Origin of the sequence: Pseudolabrys sp. (assembly GCF_035943735.1) — a bacterium.
In the GTDB taxonomy this organism is placed as follows: Bacteria; Pseudomonadota; Alphaproteobacteria; order Rhizobiales; family Xanthobacteraceae; genus Pseudolabrys.
The window spans coordinates 25,171-45,204 of sequence record NZ_DASZBV010000011.1; the positions used below are offsets into that span (position 1 = coordinate 25,171).

Annotated in this window: 16 protein-coding genes; 10 read left to right on the plus strand and 6 right to left on the minus strand. The window is 65.8% G+C overall.

Annotated features, from left to right (window positions below; genetic code table 11):
• Positions 1–32: 32 nt before the first annotated feature.
• From VGV41_RS06545 to VGV41_RS06565, 5 genes are all read left to right on the plus strand, one after another.
• The gene (locus VGV41_RS06545; protein ID WP_326862942.1) at positions 33–1,037 is read left to right on the plus strand and encodes an ABC transporter substrate-binding protein; all 1,005 of its coding nucleotides are present in this window, start codon (positions 33–35) and stop codon (positions 1,035–1,037) included.
• Positions 1,038–1,089: 52 nt separating this feature from the next.
• On the plus strand, positions 1,090–1,872 hold the full coding sequence (locus tag VGV41_RS06550; protein WP_326862943.1) for an ABC transporter ATP-binding protein: 783 nt from the start codon (positions 1,090–1,092) through the stop codon (positions 1,870–1,872).
• Between the two features lie 26 nt (positions 1,873–1,898).
• Positions 1,899–2,735, plus strand: coding sequence for an ABC transporter permease (locus VGV41_RS06555; protein ID WP_326862944.1), 837 nt, complete (start codon positions 1,899–1,901; stop codon positions 2,733–2,735).
• A gap of 3 nt (positions 2,736–2,738) precedes the next feature.
• On the plus strand, positions 2,739–3,671 hold the full coding sequence (locus VGV41_RS06560) for an ABC transporter substrate-binding protein (RefSeq protein ID WP_326862945.1): 933 nt from the start codon (positions 2,739–2,741) through the stop codon (positions 3,669–3,671).
• 183 nt (positions 3,672–3,854) lie between these two features.
• Positions 3,855–4,532 (plus strand): GntR family transcriptional regulator, encoded by a 678-nt coding sequence (locus VGV41_RS06565; protein WP_326862947.1) that lies wholly within the window; start codon positions 3,855–3,857, stop codon positions 4,530–4,532.
• Here the strand turns inward: VGV41_RS06565 and VGV41_RS06570 are convergent.
• From VGV41_RS06570 to VGV41_RS06580, 3 genes are read right to left on the minus strand one after another with little or no spacing between them, the layout of a single operon-like run.
• Positions 4,523–6,793: a xanthine dehydrogenase family protein molybdopterin-binding subunit gene (locus VGV41_RS06570; RefSeq protein ID WP_326862948.1), complete on the minus strand. Its 2,271-nt coding sequence runs from the start codon at positions 6,791–6,793 to the stop codon at positions 4,523–4,525. The genes VGV41_RS06565 and VGV41_RS06570 overlap by 10 nt on opposite strands.
• A gap of 59 nt (positions 6,794–6,852) precedes the next feature.
• Complete coding sequence (locus VGV41_RS06575) at positions 6,853–7,335, minus strand: (2Fe-2S)-binding protein (protein WP_326862949.1); 483 nt, start codon at positions 7,333–7,335, stop codon at positions 6,853–6,855.
• Complete coding sequence (locus tag VGV41_RS06580) at positions 7,332–8,189, minus strand: FAD binding domain-containing protein (RefSeq protein WP_326862951.1); 858 nt, start codon at positions 8,187–8,189, stop codon at positions 7,332–7,334. Before VGV41_RS06580 ends, VGV41_RS06575 begins: the two co-directional genes overlap by 4 nt.
• 226 nt (positions 8,190–8,415) lie before the next feature.
• On the opposite strand from VGV41_RS06580, the gene VGV41_RS06585 reads away from it, so the two are divergent.
• Entirely contained in the window at positions 8,416–10,752 is a 2,337-nt protein-coding gene (locus VGV41_RS06585) for a xanthine dehydrogenase family protein molybdopterin-binding subunit (protein WP_326862952.1), read from the plus strand.
• Positions 10,753–10,815: 63 nt separating this feature from the next.
• Here VGV41_RS06585 and VGV41_RS06590 read toward each other — a convergent pair whose 3' ends face one another.
• The 3 genes from VGV41_RS06590 to VGV41_RS06600 form a co-directional block, all read right to left on the minus strand.
• Entirely contained in the window at positions 10,816–11,790 is a 975-nt protein-coding gene (locus VGV41_RS06590; RefSeq protein WP_326862953.1) for a tripartite tricarboxylate transporter substrate binding protein, read from the minus strand.
• 103 nt (positions 11,791–11,893) lie between these two features.
• Entirely contained in the window at positions 11,894–13,270 is a 1,377-nt protein-coding gene (locus tag VGV41_RS06595; RefSeq protein ID WP_326862954.1) for a dihydroorotase family protein, read from the minus strand.
• A gap of 59 nt (positions 13,271–13,329) precedes the next feature.
• Positions 13,330–14,397 (minus strand): asparaginase, encoded by a 1,068-nt coding sequence (locus VGV41_RS06600; protein WP_326862955.1) that lies wholly within the window; start codon positions 14,395–14,397, stop codon positions 13,330–13,332.
• Positions 14,398–14,970: 573 nt separating this feature from the next.
• Here VGV41_RS06600 and VGV41_RS06605 point away from each other — a divergent pair.
• The 4 genes from VGV41_RS06605 to VGV41_RS06620 are packed head-to-tail and all read left to right on the plus strand — an operon-like array spanning position 14,971 to position 20,029.
• Positions 14,971–15,831 (plus strand): xanthine dehydrogenase family protein subunit M, encoded by an 861-nt coding sequence (locus VGV41_RS06605; protein WP_326862956.1) that lies wholly within the window; start codon positions 14,971–14,973, stop codon positions 15,829–15,831.
• Positions 15,832–15,836: 5 nt separating this feature from the next.
• Entirely contained in the window at positions 15,837–18,125 is a 2,289-nt protein-coding gene (locus VGV41_RS06610) for a xanthine dehydrogenase family protein molybdopterin-binding subunit (protein ID WP_326862957.1), read from the plus strand.
• Position 18,126: 1 nt separating this feature from the next.
• Positions 18,127–18,618, plus strand: coding sequence for a (2Fe-2S)-binding protein (locus VGV41_RS06615; RefSeq protein ID WP_326862958.1), 492 nt, complete (start codon positions 18,127–18,129; stop codon positions 18,616–18,618).
• 52 nt (positions 18,619–18,670) lie between these two features.
• On the plus strand, positions 18,671–20,029 hold the full coding sequence (locus VGV41_RS06620) for a GTP-binding protein (RefSeq protein WP_326862960.1): 1,359 nt from the start codon (positions 18,671–18,673) through the stop codon (positions 20,027–20,029).
• Positions 20,030–20,034 lie beyond the last annotated feature (5 nt).

A 20,034-nucleotide genomic window follows, 5' to 3' on the forward strand; every position in this document is an offset into this window, starting at 1 on the left:
CGCCGGCCGAAACGTAACCAGAGGAGGCCCTTATGCGCAGTTCATCTATTGCTCGCTGGCTCCAGTCGGCCGCGCTGCTTGCGGTCTGTGTCGCTCCGGTGCTGTTCACAACCAATGGTCATGCTGAAGAATTGAAAGTCTGGCGCCATGGCGTCGTCGAGGCGAAGAGCGACGCCGGTTTCGTCTTCATGGCGGCGGAAGGCGGCTTCGGAAAGAAAGAGGGTCTCGACATCAAGATGATCCAGTTCAAGGGCGATGCGATCGCGCTGCGTGCGCTGCTTGCCGGTGAACTCGACAGCTACGAGGGCAGCCCGGGCGCGCCGATCATCGCTGCTGCACATGGTGGTAACGTGAAGATCGCCGGCTGCTACTGGCCGGGCCTCACTTACGGTATCTACAGCAAGCCGGACATCAACACCGTGGCTGACCTCAAGGGTAAAACCTTGGCGATCTCTGCACCCGGTGCGTTGCCGGATCTGCTGGCCCGCGCTGCGCTCGAGAAAAGCCACGTGCCGCTCAACGAAGTGCATTTCAGCGTCATGGGAAGCGACAGCGATCGGTTCAAGGCCGTCGCGGCCGGCATTGTCGATGCCGCCGCGGCCTCGACCGGCTTCCTGCCGCTGGCCAAGAAGAACAATCTCAAGCTTCTCGTGAACGCGCACGACGACCTGCCGCAATATCTGCGTTTCTGCGTCCAGGTCAGCGACAAGTCGATCAACGAGCGCGGCGCCGATCTCGCCAAGTTTCTCGCCGCCGAGATGCAGGCCTGGCAGTACGCGCTGGACAACCGGGACAAAGAAGTGGCGCTGACGAACAAGATTACGCACGCAAAGGCGGACGATCCGCGTGCGCCGTACATCTACGACGAGGTCAAGCGCATTTCGGCGATCGACCCCACCATGCCGCTGCCGATGGATAAGTTGGCCTGGATGCGGGATCTGCTGTTGAAGACCGGCAATCTCAAGACCACGGTCGACGTCAACAAGCTGGTGGCGCCGGGGCCGCGCGAAGCGGCGCTCAAGCTTCTCGGAAAGTAACGTCTGATCAGGGTAGGGACCCCGCCAGGGCGGGGTCCCGATGGAGTGAAGTATGGGTGAAGTCAGCCTCGTCGACGTCTCGCGGTCGTTCAACATCCGCATTGGCGCGGAGACGCACACCGTGCGCGCCTTGCAGGACGTCGGTTTCACGATCCGCGACGGCGAGATCGCCGTCCTGATCGGGCCGAGCGGCTGCGGCAAGACCACGGCCTTGCGTATCGCCATGGGGCTCGACTACGCGAGCGCCGGCCGAGTCATGGTCGACGGTCATGAAGTGCATGGCTGCGGCTATGACCGCGGCATGGTATTCCAGCATGCCGAGCTGCTGCCGTGGCTGACGGCGTTGCAGAACGTGATGTTCGGCCTCGAGATGAAGGGCGTGCGCGGGCAGAAGCTGCGCGACACCGCCATGCACTATCTTGATCTCGTCGGTTTGAAGAGCGCTGCTGACCGCAGGCCGCACCAGCTCTCCGGCGGCATGAAGCAGCGCGTCGGCATTGCCCGCGCGCTCGCCATCGATCCCAAGGTGCTGCTCATGGACGAGCCGTTCGGCGCGCTCGATGCGCAGACGCGCGAGTCGCTGCAAGGTGAATTGCTCGACGTGCACGCGCGCACCGGCAAGACCATCATCTTCGTCACCCACGATCTGGACGAGGCGGTGCTGCTCGCCGACCGCGTCTTCGTCATGCGCGGCGGTGAACTGCAGGAGATTATCGAGGTGCCACTACCGCGTCCGCGCGGCGATCTCGGAGCGTTGCGCGGTACGGCGGAATTCGCCAGTGCGCGCTACAGCATCTGGCAGGCGCTGCACAGGCCCGCGGCGACGGTCCAGTGAGCGGCGCGGCATAGAGGGACACGAATATGGTCGATATCACCAGCCAGGACATGACCGTCAATCGCGCCGACGCGGCCGGGAGCCGGCGCTTCGGCGGGCTGAGCGGCGTGCCGTCTTGGATCATCACGACCGCTGCGGTCGTGCTGGTTTTGCTGCTGTGGCAATACTTCGGGCGCAACGTCAATCCGGTGTTCGGCTCCTATCCGACCGCCATCGCGGAAGCCGCCTGGGACTTGACGCGCAGCGGCGAGCTCGGTTCGGCTCTGCTCGAGAGCATCAAGCCGTTCCTGGTCGGCTTCGTCGTTTCGTTGGGGATCGGCATTCCGCTCGGCCTGCTGCTCGGCCGATTCCGCATCTTCGAAGCTGCCGTAGGCCTGTTCGTCACCGGCGGCTATGCCATGCCGCTGGTCGCGCTGGTGCCGCTGCTGGTGCTGTGGCTCGGCCTCGGTTTTGCTGTGAAGGCAGCGGTCATCTTCCTGATGTGCATCTTCCCGATCGCCATCAACACGTGGCTCGGCGTGAAGGTGGTGCCCAAGACCTTGATCGAGGTCGGCCACGCCTTTGTTGCGCCGAATTCGGTGATCCTGCGGCGCATCGTGCTGCCGGCGACCTTGCCCTACATCATGGCGGGCGTGAAATTGTCGGTCGGTCGCGGCGTGGTGGCGATGGTGATCGCCGAATTCTTCACCGCGATTTCCGGCCTCGGCGGCATCATCATCAACTCCGCGAACAACTTCGACACGGCGCGCATGTTCGTGCCGATCATCGTGCTGATGGTGCTGGCGACCTTGCTCAACGCGCTGGTCGGGCGTATCGAACGCTGGGTCGCGCCGTGGCAGGTTGAGATCGCCTCGCGCGATTAAAGAATGATGGAAGGTCGACAGACGATGAAGCTCGCCGTGCCGGACATGATCTCGAACTCGTATTTCCCGGCAATTGCCGCGATCGAACTCGGGTTCTTCAAGGAGGAGGGGCTCGACGTCGAGCTCGAGCTGCTGTTTCCAGTCGACAAGACCTATGCGGCCTTGCGTGACGGCACGATTGACTTCGTCGCGGGCTCGGCGCATTCGGCGCTCGCGGCCTTCCCGGACTGGAAGGGCGTGAAGCTGCTCTGCGCGCAGGCGCAGGGCATGTACTGGTTCCTCATCATGCGCAAGGATCTCGGTGCCAGGCGCGGCGATATCGACGCGGTCAAAGGCCGCCGCATCGGCGCGGCGCCTTGGGTCGAGATGGGCCTGCGCGCGCTGCTCATGGAAGCTGGAATCGATCTTGTGCGCGACAAGGTGCAGATCGCGCCGGTACCGGGCGCGGTCGGCGCCACCGTCAATTTCGGTCTCACGGCCGCCAAGGCGCTGGAAGAGGGCAAGATCGACGGCTTCTGGGCGAACGGCATGGGCGCAGAGGTCGCACTACGCAATGGCGTTGGCACCATGGTGCTCGACGTGCGACGCGGCGATGGACCCAAGCCCTGCTTCAACTACACGATGGCGTCGATCGCCACCTCGGATCGCGTGCTTGACAAGGCGCCGCATGTCGGGGCCGCCACCGTGCGCGCAATGAACAAGACGCATGCCGCGCTGAAGCAGGACGTGTCGCTCGCCACCAAGATCGGCCGCAAGCTGTTTCCGCCGGCGGAAGCCGAGCTTATTGCCGAACTGATCCGCCGCGATCTGCCCTATTACACGGCTGGCATTTCACGCGACTTCGTCGCCGGCATGAATGCCTTCGCACGCAAAATGGGCATTCTCGCGGGCGACGTGCCGTATGAGACGATCGTCGCGCCGGCAGGGCGCGTCTAGGGCACGCCCGGAGGAGCGTTGTTTGACAACGTGGTCGGACTCAGAACATCACGATGGGCGGCCTGAACAAGGCTCACCCGTGGGCGTCGTCGTGCCGCCCGACCGGGCTCACCGTCCGGCTCCCGCTTGGCGATCGGCATGAGAAAGCCTGTGTCCGCAACCGTCGACCATAGGCGCAAGCCGATGCAACGCGGGCGCGCGGCGATGACCGTCGCCGAGCGGCATACGACACCGCAGTCGCTGCGCGATCTCGCCTACGAGACGATCAAGCACCGCATCATCACCTGCGCCTTCCGGCCGGGCGAATACATCAACGAAGCGCAGGTCTCGGCCGTGCTTGGGCTCGGTCGCACGCCGGTGCACCAGGCGATCGATCGCTTGATGCTCGACGGCATGGTCGAGGTGATTCCGCGTAAGGGCGTCATCGTCAAGCCGGTCAGCCTCGACGAGGTTCTGCACATCATCGAGGCGCGCCTGATGATCGAGCCGGCTGCGATCCGGCTTGCCACGGCGCGGGCGGACGACGGCGAGATCAGCGCCCTCGGCGATATCCTCGGCCGCGCGCAGCAATGGTCCGCCGTGCGCAATGTCGAGCAGATGATGCTGCTCGACCGCGAGTTCCATCTGGTGCTGGCGCGTGCGACGCGCAACGATGTCCTCGCCGACATCCTGCGCCGCCTGCACGAACGCTCGCTGCGCTTCTGGTTCATCTCGCTGACCGACGTCGGCCATCATAACGACGTGCAGGACGAGCACGGCGCCATCCTGCGCGCCGTGCGCGAGCGCGACAGCGACGCGGCCGAAGCGGCCATGCGGCGTCACATCGAATCCTTCCGCGCAACGGTCGCGCGCTACATCTGATTCGCAAGCGTGGTGGGCGCTCTCAGTGCGTCGATGATCGCCTTCAGCTCCTGGGGGCTGACGGGAAGCTTCGTCACCGTCCCGGGAGCGCCGAGCGCGTCGTCGATCGCCGAGGCAATGACGGCGCCGACGGCGGCGATGCCGCCTTCGCCCGCGCCCTTGATGCCGAGCGGATTGAGGTTGGTGGGCGCGTCTTCGGTGATCAGCACATCGACATGCGGCACGTCCAGCGCTGTCGGCAAGAGATAATCGGCGAGCGTGACGGACAAAGGTTGGCCGCGCTGATCGTAGCGGAATTCCTCGAGCAGGCTGCCGCCGAGTCCTTGCGCGAAGCCGCCGACCAGTTGGCCTTCGACCAGCATCGGATTGATGGCGCGGCCGACGTCGAAGGCGATCAGCATCTTCTCGATCTTGACGGCGCCGGTGCCGGCATCGATCGCCGCCACCGCCAGTTGCACGCCGTAAGGGTAGGTCATGTGACCGACCGTGAACCAGCCTTCGGCGGTCAGTCCGGGCTCGCGCTCGCCGCGCGTCTTCGACAGCGGCTTCAAATGCGCGGCGATGTCGCCGAGGGAAATGCCGGGGCCTTGCGCCTCACCCTTGCGGATGATCGTGCCGTTGACGATGTCGAGGTCTTCGGCGCGGGACTGCATGAGATGCGCGGCCATCTCCAGCGCCTTGTCGCGGGTCTTGCGCGCAGCAACGGCAGCGGCGTTGGCGGTCATGACGGTGGCGCGGGTCGCGTGCGCGCCGATGCCGTATTCGATACGATCGGTGCGGCCATGTACCACGCGCACTTTGCGGTAATCGCTGCCGAGCACGTCAGCACAGACCTGCGCGATCACCGTCTCGAGGCCCTGGCCGACGGACGCGCCGCCCGTGATCACCTCGATGCCGCCGCCGGTATCGATATTCACGCGCGCGCCATCGGTCGGGCCGAGTCCGCTCTTCTCGACGTAACAGGCGAGCCCGAGGCCGATGAATTCGCCGGCGGCGCGGCGCACGGCGGCCTCGCGTTCGAGGCGATCCCATTCGAAATGCTTGAGCGCCTTGTCGAGCAGCAGCGCGTAGTCGCCGGTGTCGTATTCGACGTCGTCGTTGAGCGCGACGAGCCCGCGGCTGAACGGCATGTCCCGCGCCGCAATGAGATTGCGCCGGCGCACCTCGATCCGCGACAGGCCGAGCTTGGCGGCGATGGCGTCCATCAGCCGCTCGCGGGCAAAATTCGTCTCGAAGCGGCCGGGCGCGCGGTAGGTCGCGCACGGCGTCTTGTTGGTCAGCCGCACATGGCCGGCGACGCGGAAATGCGGCAGGCGATACGGCCCGGGCAGGATGCCGCAGGTCGTGTCGACGACGCGCGTGCCGTGCGTGCGCAGATAGGCGCCCTGATCGTGAAAGAAGTCGTCGTCGAGCGCGATCAGCGTGCCGTCGGCGCCGACGGCCGCGCGGATGCGGTGCCGCTGCTGCCGTGACTGGTTGGCCGCCATCAGGTGTTCGCGGCGGTCCTCGATCCATTTGACCGGCCGCTTGAGCCGCAGCGCGGCGAGCAGGACCAGCACGTCCTCGGGGTAGATTTCGCCGCGGATGCCGAAGCCGCCGCCGACATGCGCCTCGAAGAGATGCAGCGTTGCCGTGCTGCGACCGAACATCTTGGCCAGCGACTCACGATTGCGGTGCGGCACCTTGGCGGCACCATGCAGTTCGAGCACGTCGCGCGCCGCGTCGTAGCGGCCGATGGCGCCGCGCGTTTCCAGCGGCACGCCGGAATGCCGCCCGATCGCGACATCGATCTCGACGATTGTGGCGCCGGCGAAGGCGGCATCGACCTCGCCATAGCCCTGTCGGCAAACCGCCGCTTCGCTGGAGCGGTTCGGGCCGAACTCGGCCGGCGCGGAGGCAGCGTCCAGCACGGCCGGCAATTCATCGACCGTGATGATCACGCTGTCGGCGGCGTCTTCGGCGATGTACGGATCATCGGCGAAAACCGCGGCCACCGGTTCGCCGACATAACGCACCGTGTCCGTCGCCAGCACCGGCTGGCGATAGGCAGTGAGCTTCTCGATCGCGCCTTCGCGGAAGTCGATGGGCGGTACATCGGCGATATCGGCTGCCGTCCACACCGCGCGCACGCCGTCCATCGCCAGCGCCTGCGAAACGTCGATCGCGCGCAGGCGCCCGTGCGCATGGGGCGAGCGGACGATGCGCATATGCAGTTGATGCGGGAAATCGATGTCGCCGGCGAAGCGCCCGTTGCCGGTCACCAACGGCGGATCTTCGAGCCGCCTTACGGATTGGCCAACCCAAGGCGTCCGCGTTCGACTCAACGCGCCGCCCTCATGTCCGCGGCGACCGACCGCACGGCCTTGATGATGTTCTGATAGCCGGTGCAACGGCACAGGTTCGACGACAGCACCTCGAGCAATTCCTCGTCGCCGATGTCCGGCCGCTTTTCCAGCACACCGACCGCCAGCATGAGGAAGCCCGGCGTGCAGAAGCCGCACTGCAAGGCGTGGTGGCTCATGAACGCCTGCTGCATCGGGTGTAGCGTCTCGCCGTTCTGGAGGCCTTCGACCGTGCGGATTTGTAGGCCCTGCGCCTGTACCGCGAACATCAGGCAGGACCGCACCGGCTCGCCGTCGAGCAGGATCGTGCAGGCGCCGCAGACGCCGTGTTCGCAGCCGATATGGGTGCCGGTCTGCCCGCAGTCGTCGCGGATGACGTCGACCAAAGTCTTGCGCGGTTCGACGCGCACGCGGTGATCGACGCCGTTGACGGTCAGCGTGATTTCGATCTTGTCGCTCATCGCGCCTTCTCCAATGCCCGCTGCGCGAGTGTCATCACCAGCGCGCGGCGATAGGCGGCGGTATTGAAGTTGTCCTCCATCGGCTCGATCGCCTCGCTGGCTGCTTGTGCCGCGCGGGCGAACGCCGCCGGTTCGGCGGGCTGGCCGGCCAGCGCCGCCTCGGCTTCGGCGATCCGGCGCGGGGCCACTTCGGCGCCGCCGACGGCGATGCGCGGATCGGCGATCCGGCCGTTCTCGAGGCGATAGGTGGCGAGCACCATCGCGATGGCGAAGTCGCCGGGCCGGCGGCTGAACTCCTGGAAGCCGCAGCGCGTGTCCGCAGGCAGGAGCGGCAACTCGACCGCGGTCAGCATCTCATCTGCCTCGAGCGCGGTGCTCATCACGCCTTGGAAATAATTGGTAGCGTCGATCACCCGCTCGCCGCGGGGGCTCCGCGCGATCATCTGTCCGTCGAGGGCGGCGACGGTGCAGCACCATTCCGAACTTGGGTCGGCATGCGCCAGGCTGCCGCAGAAGGTGCCGCGCACGCGGATGGGATAATGCGCGATGTTGCGCACGACCTTTCCCAGCAGAGCGCCGGTGGGACCGGGGATCGCGGTCTTGCCTTCGAAAGCGGCGTGCCGGACGCAGGCGCCGATACGAACGCGATCCTTGGCCACGCTGATGGTGCCGAGCGACGGGATGCCGTTGATATCGATGAGATGCCCCGGCTGCGCGACGCGAAACGCCATGGTCGGCACCAGGCTTTGTCCGCCGGCGAGGATGCGTCCATCCTCGGACGCGAGTTGTCCGAGGAGAGCGACGGCGTCGTCGACGGAGCCGGGAGCGTGGTAGCTGAATTTGGCAGGCTTCATCGGAGGACCACGGTCGGAAACGAAGCGTTTGTGCCGTTATTGGGACGCACCGTGCGGTCACACTGGCATGCCGGCTGGCCCAGGTAAAGCCACATAATTCAGCAGATTAAACCAGCGCCGCGGCACTCCGATGCTGTCACCTTGCGCTGCGCAAAGAAATGGTCCTAAAAATGGTACGAGGCGATGCAGCCTCGCGGCGCGGCGCGACCAACCCACGGTGAGGGCGGTGAGAACGAAGGTCTTTGGCGCATCGGTGCCGCGGCAGGAGGATCGCGCGCTGCTGTCGGGGCGCGGGCGCTTCATCGGTGACATCCGTCTCGATGGCATGCTTTACGCCGCGTTCTTGCGAAGCCCACATGCGCACGCGCGCATCCGGTCGATCGATGTGAGCCGCGCCATGTCGCTGTCGGGCGTGCACGCCGTGCTCACCTGCGCCGACATCCGCAAATACGTCACCACCGACCGCCTGATCGTGGCGCTGCCCGACAAGACTTATCGCCAGCGCCGCGACCGGCCGATCCTGGCGAGCGAGGAGACCGTCTATGTCGGCGAGCCCATCGCCATCGCCATCGCCGAGACGCCGTATCTCGCCGAAGATGCCATCGCGGCGCTCGACGTTGAGTTCGAACCGCTGCCGGCCGCCGCGGACTGCCGCGACGCGCTGCGCGCCGGCGCTCCCGTGGCACATGCGGACGCCGCGGATAATCTGATCGCCGCCTTCACGACCGCCTATGGCGACGTCGACGCCGCTATCGCGCGCGCGCCGCACGTATTTCGCGACAGTTTCGTCACGCATCGCGGATGCTCCGTCTCGATCGAGGCGCGCGGCTGTATCGCCGCGGTGGACCCCATCGACGCCGGCCTGACCTTCTGGAGTTCGACCCAAACGCCTCTCGTCGCCGCGCGACTGCTGTCCGAGATTCTCGGCCGCGACGAGGCCAGCATCCGGGTCATCACGCCGGATGTCGGCGGTGCCTTCGGCCCGAAGCTCGTCTTCTATGCGGAAGAGGCGGCGGTCGCCGTCGCCGCGATCGCCACCGGCAAGCCGGTGAAATGGATCGAGGACCGCCGCGAGCATTTCATCGCGACGACGCAGGAGCGCGATCAGTATTGGGATGCGGAGATCGCCGTCGACGGGCAGGGCAAGATCCTCGGCGTGCGCGGTTCGCTGCTGCACGATCACGGCGCCTACACCGCGCGCGGGCTGACCGTGCCGCAGGGCGCGGTGGCGGCCATGACGCTCGCCTACGAGGTGCCGGCCTATCGCATGGATGTGAAGGTCGCGCTGACCAACAAGGTGCCGGTGACCCCGGTGCGCGGCGCAGGCCAGCCGCAGGGCGTGTTCGTGATGGAGCGTCTCCTCGACCATGCCGCGCGCGAACTCGGCCTCGACCGCGCCGAGATCCGCCGCCGCAATCTCGTCCCGGCCGAGCGCATGCCTTACACCAAGCAATTTGTGACGCGCGGCGGCTTTCCGGTCGTGCTCGACTCCGGCGATTATCCGGGCTGCCAGGCCGACGCGCTCGCCGGCATCGATTGGGCCGGTTTTCGCGAACGTCAGAAACGCGCGCGCGCCGAGGGCCGCACCATCGGCATCGGGTTGGCCAATTCCGTCGAGGGCACCGGGCGCGGACCCTATGAACAAGTGAGCGTGCGCATCTCATCGTCGGGCATCGTTCACGTGGCGACGGGCGCGGCGGCGATGGGGCAGAGCACCAAGACCATGCTGGCCCAGGTCGTCGCCGAGCAACTCGGCCGGGACATGAACCGGATCGTGGTCACGACCGGCGATTCCGGCCGCATCGCGGTGGGGTTCGGCGGCTTCAACAGCCGGCAGACCGTGATGGCTGGTTCGTCGGCGCATGTGGCGGCGGTCAAGGTACGCAAGAAGGTGCTCGACGCGGCCTCGCACCTCCTTGAGGCCGACGCCGGCGATCTGGAGATCGAGGGCGACCGCGTCATCGTCAAAGGTGCGCCGGACTTGAAGGTGACGCTCGCCGACGTGGCCAGGGCAATGGCCGGCTCGGCCGGCTTCCGGCTTCCCGGCGGATTGGCGCCCGGGCTGGACGCGACCGAAAGCGTCGTCATCGATCCGATGACCTACAGCAATGCCTCGGCCTGCGTCGAGGTCGAGATCGACACCGCGACTGGGCGGACACAGGTCACGCGCGTGATGTTCGTCCACGACGCGGGCCGGCAGATTAACCCGATGCTGGTCGAGGGGCAGATCGTCGGCGGCATCGTGCACGGCATCGGCAATACACTGCACGAGCACATGGCCTACAGCGACGAAGGCGATCCGCTGACGGTCACGCTCGCCGACTACACGCTGATGCTGGCGGGCATGGTGCCGGCGATCGAGCTCGGGCACCGCGAGAGTCCGACGCCGCTCAATCCGCTCGGCGTCAAGGGCGTCGGTGAATCCGGCGTACTGCCTATGGCGGCGGCGATCGCCTCGGCGATCGAGGATGCGCTTACGGAATTCGACGTGCGCATCACGCGGTTCCCGGTGATGCCCGGCGACATCGTCGCGATGCTCGCCACGGCAAAAGCAAAGGCCTGACCGGCAGGTTGCTGCGCGATCAGGCCTTGACCTTTGTCAGTCAGAGAATGTGAGACGCCGCGGTCAGTTCAGCTTGATGTGCGCGGTGTCGATGACGTGCTTCCACTTGTCGAACTCCGCCTTGACGAAGGCGGCGCCGCCCTCCGGCGTGGTGCCGTGCGGCTCGGCGCCGACCTTGGCGAAGGCCTTGGCGAGCTCCGGATCCTTCAGAGCCTTGTTGATCGCCTCGTTCAGCTTGGCGCGCACATCGGCGGGAATACCCTTGGCGGCAAATACCGTCAGCCACAGGTCGACGGTGAAGTCCTTGACGCCGGCTTCCTGCACGGTCGGCTTGTCGGGATAGACCGGGCTCCGCTTCTCGCCGGTCGTGGCCAAAGCGAGCAGCTTGCCGCTCGACGTGAAGGGCAGGGCGCCTGCGATGCTGCTGAAGGCGAACTGCACCTTGTTGCTCATCATGTCGGTGAACGATGCGCCGATGCCCTTGTAAGGCACGTGCGTGGCATCGATGCCGGTGCGCTCCTTGAACAGTTCGCCGGCGAGATGCGGCGTGGTGCCGACGCCGGCCGAGGCGAAGTTCAGTTTGCCCGGATTGGCCTTGCCGTAGGCGATCAGCTCCTGGAAGGTCTTCACGCCGAGCTGCGGCGCAACGATGCAGACCTCCGGCGACGAGCTCACCACCGAGATGACGTCGAGCTGCTTGAACAGATCGTAAGGCATGTGCTCTTGCAGGATCGGGTTGATGACGATGGCGGGGTCCATCAGCACCAGCGTGTACCCGTCAGGAACGGAGCGCGCGACGTAGTCGGTGCCGACGATGCCGCCGGCGCCGGGACGGTTTTCCGCCACCACCGTCTCGCCCAGCGCATCGCCCATGTGCTTGGCGACGATGCGGCCGATGTAGTCGATGATGCCGCCGGGGTTGTACGGCAGGATGAGCCTGACCGGCTTGGTCGGGAAGCCGGCGGCAAAGCCTGGCGCAGAAACAAACACGGCCGAAATCGCGGCGACGAACGTCAGTATCTTTAGTCTTGATAGCATGTGTGCACCCTCCGATTGTTGCTTTGATCCAATTGCACTTCAGGCAGTTTAATGTCGCGACAGCCCCAGGATCTGCTTGCAAGGCTCATGCCGCCGGTGCGGCTCACCAGTACACGACCGGCGTCTGCATGCGGCCGACCGCCTTGCCGACCGGTTCACCGTCCTGCATCTGCACGTTGCCGCGCACGATGGAGCAGGTCGGCACGCCCTTGACCTTCCAGCCGCCCCACGGAGTCGGCACGTTCTTGGAGTGCAGCTTCCTCGGATCGATCACGGCTTCCTTGTTCATATCGACGATGGTGAGGTCGCCGTCGGCGCCGATGTTGAGCGAGCCCTTCTTCGGATACATCTGCCAGACGCGCGCCGGGTTCTCGCTGGCGACCTTGACGTACTGATTGATGGTCATGCGTCCGGCGTTCACCTGGGTGAGCATCAGCGGCACGCTGGTCTCGACGCCGCAGAAGCCGGAGATGCAGTCCCAGATCGCCGGCTTTAGCATCTTGCCGTTGATATCGCAGCCCTTCTCTTCGAGGGTGTGCGGCGAGTGATCGGTCGCGATCATGTCGATGAAGCCCTCGTTGAGGCCGCGCCATAGCACCTCGCCGTGATCCTTCGTGCGCACCGGCGGGTTCATCTTCAGCAGCGGACCCGCCTCGGCCATGTCCTTCGGCTCGCGCAGCAGATAATGCGGGCCGGTCTCGGCCGTGACGCGCAGACCGCGCGCCTTGGCGTCCTTGACCATCATCGCGCCCTGCTTGGTGCTGCAGTGGACGATGTGCAGCTTGGTGCCGAAGTTCTCGGCGAGGAAGATGATGTGGTTGATCGCTTCGGCCTCGCAAATCCACGGGCGCGTGTCTTCCCAGTAGATGGGGTTGCCCTTGCCTTCGGCCTTCATCTTGTTGGTGTAATAATGCTGGATTTGGCGGTTCTCGGCGTGCGTGCACAGAGGAATCTTCGATTCCGTGATCGCCGGGAACACCTCCATGCACATCCCGTCGTCGGGGAAGGGCAGGTTGCCGATTGTCTCGCCGAAGAAAATCTTGTAGCCGATCGCGCCCGCCTTCGCCATCGGCAGGATGTCCGCGACGTTGGTCTGATGGATGACACCGAGCACGGCGAAGTCGCACAGCGACTTCGACTCGGCGATCTTCTTCTTGACGCCGATCTGCTCCGCATTCTCCGTCGGCGGAATGACGTTCGGCATGTCGACGACGGTGGTGATGCCGCCGCACACCGCCGCGGCCGAGCCGGTGGCGAAGTCTTCCTTGTGCGTCAGGCCGGGATCGCGGAAATGCACGTGCGCATCGATGAGGCCGGGCAGGATATGCTGCCCCTTCACGTCGATGACGCGGGTCGCGTCGGGCAGCGCGTCGTCGGTGTTGACCGCGACGATCCTGCCGCCGGAGATGGCGACGCCCCCGTTGAACGTCTGCTGCGGCGTCACGACCTGACCGTTCTTGACGACGAGATCTGCTTTCATCTGCTTTTCTCTCTCTTTTGAATTCAGTGAAGGTGCGCGGCGCCTGACGGCTCCGAAAATCAGTAGATGTCGAACATGCGCTGGATATCGGCGGCGTCGTTCGTCTTCGACAGCGCCAGCGCGAACAGGATGCGGGCCTTCCACGGCAGCAGATTGTCGCCGGCGACGAAGCCGCGCTTGGTCAAGCCCGGGCTGCGCACGATGCGGCCGCTGCCGACGCGGCTGGTGAGACACATCAGCAAGCCGTGCTTGGCGTAAGCGGCGTCGAACGCGTCGTCCTGCGTCGGCGTGGGACGGCCGGCGCCGGTCGAGGCACTGACGATGCCTCTGGCGCCAGCGCGTACGGCGGCATCGATCATCGTGGCGTCGGCGTCGACATAGGACAGCACGACGTCGACGCGCGGCAGCGTCTGCGTCGTGCTCACGTCGAACTCGGTCTCGACCGTGTGCTTCTTCATCGGGCGATGGTAGAAAATGACGCTGCCGTCGGCGTCGGCATAACCGAGCGGCCCGAGGTCGCGGGCCTGGAAGGCGTTGACGCGGTAGGTGGCGGTCTTGGTAACGTCGCGCGCGCCGAAGATGGTGTCGTTCATCACCACGAGGCAGCCCATGCCGCGCGACTGCGGTGCGGCGGCGACGCGAACGGCAGACAGGATGTTGAGATAGCCGTCGGCGCTGATCGCGTTCGATGGCCGCATGGCGCCGACGAGAACCACCGGCTTGTCGGTATTCAGCGTGAGATTGAGGAAATAGGCGGTCTCTTCCAGCGTATTGGTGCCGTGGGTGATAACCAGGCCGTCGACGTCGCCCTTCTCGAAGATGGCGTGAATGGTGCGGACGAGATCGAGCCAGTCGCTCGTCGTTAGCGCCTGGCTCGGCAGCCGGCGGAACGGAATCTCGCGCACGTCGGCGATCTGGCCGAGCTCGGGGATCTGGCCGAGCAATTCGCCTTTCTCCAGACGCTTGCCGGCCTCGATGTACCAGGCGAGATCGAGTCGATCGGCGCCGACCGAATCGATGGTCCCTCCGGTCAGGATGACGCCGACGCGCGGCAGCTTAGACATGGATATTGCTCCTTGCTTTACGGCCAGCGGCGCGACGCCGCGTCTCGCAGGCTTGCGCGACAATCTGTACCGGCGCGCGGCATTCTAGCGTTCCGCCATTGGCGTCGACGCGATACGTCCAGGAGGGGAGATGCGGCGCTGTCGCGCGGCGATGGCATGCCGCGCGCGGCCGCCGCTCGTATGACGCCCACGGACGGGCAGCCGATCGGTTTGAATCGCCACTGGCGACGAGCATGTCGAACCTTTGGCTGAGAGCGACCATGCGGCCTTCGGCAATAGCCCGATTTACCGCCCCACGCAATGGGAATTGTACAGTTTTCGCTACAGTTGGCCGCAGTACGCGGCGACGCGACGGGACGAGCGCTTCGGCAGCGTGAAACAAGCCCGTGTCCTTGCCTCCGATCGACAAAAACGCCTGTATCCGTTACGTCACCGGCCTGCTCAATCTCCTTGCATCGGTCGCCGCGACGCGCCACCGGCAGACCAATGCGCCGACAGGGGCACGTACCAATAAGTTGACAGACGGCCGTTTTGATGGAAGCTTTCCTTGGACCAATTCGCATGGCGTGATGTCGGGTAGCGCGTGCGGGCCCTGGCCGTTTGCGGCAGGGTCGATCTGTTTTGGACCGGAGTGAGATGGCCAGTTTCGACGTTCTCGAACCGTCCTCGCTGGACGAGGCATTTTCCCTGCTCGATCCCGAAGACCCCGCAGTGCGCCCGATCGGCGGCGGTACCGCTTTGATGCTGATGATGAAGGCGCAGGTGTACAGGCCGCGCCGCCTCGTCAGTCTGCGCCGCCTTGACGGCATGTTCTCCGGCATCGACCTTGCGGCCGACGGCCGCGCCTTCCGCATCGGCGCCATGACGACCTTCGCCGCGCTCGAGCATTCGCGCGAGATCGCCGCGAAGCTGCCGGTGATCCCGCGCACGATGAAGACGCTCGCCAATGTGCGCGTGCGCAACGTCGCCACTGTCGGCGGCAATCTCGCGCATGCCGATCCGCATCTCGACCTGCCGCCCGTGTGGCTGGCGCTCGACGCGAAGGCGAAGATCGTAGGCCCGCGCGGCGAGCGCGTTATTCCGGTCGCCGACATCTTTGTCGGTTATTACGAGACGACGATCGCCAATGACGAGTTGATCGCCGAGATCGAGGTGCCGGTGCGCGCCGGCTGGCGCTCGCATTACGTCAAGGTGACGACACGCGCCGCGCACGACTGGCCGGCGCTCGGGCTGACCTTGTCGCTGCTCCTTGACGGCCGCACCATCAAGGACGCGCGCCTGGTTCTCAGCGCCGCGGTCGATTGCCCGCTGCGGCTCACCGACGCCGAAGCCATGCTCAAGGGCGGAGAGATCGGCCCAGATCTCCTCAAGCGCGCCGGTGAGGCGGCGGCGGTGCAGCCGGACATCGAGTCCGACAGCCGCGGCTCGGAGGATTACAAGCGGCACCTCCTCAAGGTGCACCTCGGACGCGCCATTGAAGCGATGGCGGCGGAGTGAAGGCGATGGCGGCGAAGACCTCGATGCGCAACATCGGCCAGTCGATCACGCGCCTGGAAGCGCGCGAGAAGGTGACCGGCCGCGCCGAATACACGCACCACGTCAAGCTGCCGGGCATGCTTTACGGCAAGATCTTCCGCAGCACGCTGCCGCATGCGCGCATCAAGAAGGTCGACGTCTCGGCGGCGCAGAAGCTGTCGGGCGTCTTCCGCGTGGTGACGATCGACGACATTCGCACGGTCATCCCGCATCCCTATTACGGCCCGGCGTTCCACGATCAGCCGGTGCTCGCCGACGGCAAGGTGCGCTTCGCCGGCGAACCGGTCGCCGTCGTCCTCGCCACCGACCCGTACGTCGCGCAGGAGGCGGTCGGCCTCATCACCGCCGAATACGAGGAACTGCCCGCCGTTCTCGACGAGGTCGAGGCGATGACCTCGGACGTGCTGGTGCACGACGAGTTGCGCCCGGCTTCGTCCTTCGCCGACCTCAAGCATCTCAAGGGCCGCAAGGGCACCAACGTCGCGCTCGACTACAAGCTGCGCCGCGGCGACGTCGAAGCGGGCTTTGCCGCCGCAGACCACATCTTCGAGCATACCTTCCGCAGCCAGCAGGTGATGCACACGCCGATGGAGCCGTTCGTCACCGTCGCCGACGTGGCCGACGGCCGGGTGACGCTGCACACCGCCTCGCAGGGCCCATCCTTCGTGCGCATCGAGATCGCGCGTCTGCTCGGGCTGCCGGAGAACCGCGTGCGGGTGAAGGTGCCGTATCTCGGTGGCGGCTTCGGCGGCAAGCTCTACATCAAGCTCGAGGCGCTGGTGACTTCGCTGTCGCTGCTGGTCGAGCGGCCGGTGAAGATCTCGCTCACCATGGAAGAGCAGTTCTTCATGGTGACGCGCCATCCCTGCACCTTCACCATCAAGAGCGGCGTCAGCAAGGACGGCAAAATCCTTGCGCGCAAGTGCTCCGTCGTGTGGAACGGCGGCGCCTATGCCGACATCGGCCCGCGCGTGACGCAGAAGGCCGGCTTCACGTCCGCCGGTCCCTACGACATCGAGAACGTGTGGATCGACTCCCACGCCGTCTACACCAACCGGCCGCCGGCCGGGGCGCTGCGCGGCTTCGGCGCGCCGCAGACGGCCTGGGCCTATGACTGCCACATGGACCTGATCGCGGAAGAGCTCGGGATGGACAAGCTCGAATTCCGCCGCAAAAACCTGCTGCGCGAGGGCAGGCCGCAGGCCAGCGGCACGCAGATGCATGACGCGGCGCTCGACACCGCGCTCACCGATGCCGCCAAGCTGATCAAGTGGGATCGTCCGCTCGATCGCGGCAACGGCCGCATCCGGCGCGGCCGCGGCATCGCCGTCGGCTTCAAGGGCATCACCACGCCGACAACCTCGGTGGCGATCGTCAATCTCTACGGCGACGGCAGCTGCGGCCTCTATATCGGCACCGTCGACATGGGGCAGGGTTCCGACACGGTGATGGCGCAGATTTGCGCCGAGGTGCTCGACATGGATGCGGCGGCGATCCGCGTCGTGCATCCGGACACCGACGTCACGCCCTACGACATGGGCACGCTCGGCTCGCGCTCGACATTCCACATGGGCAATGCGGTGCGCCGCGCGGCCGAGGACGCCAAACACAAAATCGCCGAACTGGCCAAGGAACTCGGTCTGCCGGAGGGCAGCAATCTGCCGCTGTCCGAGATGTTCAAGCGCCGCTACGGCATGCAGGCCGGCAACATCATCGGCACCGGCAGCTACATTCCCGATTACGAGAAGCCGGACGTCGAGACCGGCCAGTCGACCACGGCGACGCCGTTCTGGGGCGTGGCGGCATCCGCCGCGGAAGTCGAGGTCGACACCGAGACCGGCCACTTCACCATCACGAAGCTCATCAACGTCGCCGACGTCGGCACCGCGCTCAATCCGAAGCTCGTGCGGCTGCAGCTCTCCGGTGCCGCCATCATGCAGCTCGGTTTCACCACGACCGAAGAAATGATCTTCCGCGACGGCCAGCTCACCAACGGCTCGTTCGCCGATTACAAGATCCCGACGCTGCTCGACATCCCGCGCGAGTTCGTCAACACCTGGACGCACTCCGAGCAGAAGGACGGCCCGTTCGGCGCCAAGGGGGCCGGCGAGAGCACGACGATCACCCTTTCGCCCGCCATCGGCAACGCCATCGCCGACGCGGTCGGCGTGCGCCTGACCGACCTGCCGCTCACCCCTGAGAAAATCTATCGCGCCTTGATCGCCAAGGATGGCGCCGCAGCGAAAGGCAAGTGACGTGACGACGCCGCGCACCATCAATTTCGTTCTCAACGGCCTGCCGGTCTCGGCGACCATTATGCCGCACGAGACCCTTGTCGACGTGCTGCAGCACCGGTTCGATCTGCGCGGCGCGCGCGAAAGCTGCGGGCAGGGCCTGTGCGGCTGCTGCACGGTTTCGGTCGACGGGCGTCCGGTGTCCGGCTGCCTGCAACTCGCGGTCTTCGTTGACGGCTGCACGGTGGACACGGTGGAGGGCCTCGCCACGGCGAGCAAGCTCGATCCGGTGCAGGAAGCCTTCATCGAAGCCGCCGCCTTCCAGTGCGGGTTCTGCACGCCCGGCTTCATCATGATGGTGCGCCAGTTGCTCGACGAGCATCCCGAGCCGAGCGACGAGGACATTCGCCATTATCTCGTCGGCAACCTCTGCCGCTGTTCGGCCTATCCGGAGATCATGGAGGCGGTGAAACTCGCGGCAACGCGCCGTCGCGAGGCCGCGCGGGCGGGCTGACCCGGCCCCGGTCGGGGTGGAAAACCGCGTCGCACCTGATTACGTTGACGGCATGACAGTCATCGAACGGCAAGAGCCGGAGGTGGCCGCCGTCGGGACGCTCGACAAGGCCGGCATCGTCGTCATCACCGGCTATCTCGGCGCCGGCAAGACGACGCTGCTCAACCGCATCCTCACCGGCGACCACGGCAGGCGCGTCGCCGTGATCGTCAACGAGATCGGCGCCGTTGGCATCGACCATCATCTGCTGCTGTCGAACGAGCAGCCGATGGTCGAGATGAGCAACGGCTGCCTGTGCTGCACCGTGCGCGGCGATCTGGTGCAGAACCTGTTCGAGCTGTCGCAGCGGCGCTCCGACTTCGACACCTTGATCATCGAGACGACGGGCCTCGCCGAGCCGGCGCCGATCCTGCAGGCGATCTATGCCGACGACCGCCTGCGTGATGTCTTTACATTGCGTGGCCTCGTCACCGTCGTCGACGCCAAGCACATCCGCGGTCAATTGAAGGACACGGAGGAGGCGGTCGAGCAGATCGCCTATGCCGATCTCGTCCTGCTCAACAAGACTGACCTTGCGACCGCCGAAGAGCTCGACGAGATCGAGGCCGAGATCCACAAGATCAACCCGCTGGTCAAAGTCGCGCGCACACGCAACTCGCAGACTGAGCTCAAGGGCATCTTTGAGCTCGACCGTGCCGCGCTGGCGCCGGACGTGCTGCCCGATGCGCCGGCCGAACATTGCGAGGTCTGCGGCCACGATCACGCCCATGGCGAGCACCATGACCACGATCACCAGCACGGCCACCTGCGCGATATCCAGACCATCAGCATCGTGACGCCCGGGGCGGTCGACGGCCTCAAGTTCGGCAACTGGTTCCGCTATCTTGCGACCGAGTTCGGTGCCCGCATCTTCCGCATGAAGGGCATCGTTGCGATTTGGGGCGACCCGGACCAGTTCATCTTCCAGGGCGTGCAGACCGAGCTCGAGTGTCGGCCGGGGCCCGCCTGGGCCAAGGCGCAAGAGCGCATCAACCGCCTGGTGATGATCGGCCGCCGTCTCGACGAGGCGGCCATCCGCCAGAGCTTTGCCGACTGCATGTGTCACGAGCCGGAGCCGGCCGTGCGCATGACGCCGGGCGACCCGTTCCGGCGCAGCAACCACGAGGTCTCGCCGCTGCGGCTCGAGCAGATCCGCTACTGGTTGCGGCAGAACTTCCTCTATCCGCGCGATATCCCGATCGTCATCAAGGAAGTGCCGTGCGGCAAGCCGGGCTGCCCGCCGATCGAGACGGCGATCATCGCCGTGCTGCGCGGCGAGCCGCCGCAAGTCTTCAAGGTGCAGCGGCCGATCGACGAAGTCACCTTCGACCACATCTACGATCTGATGGAAAACCCGATGCCCTGTTGTTGACAGGG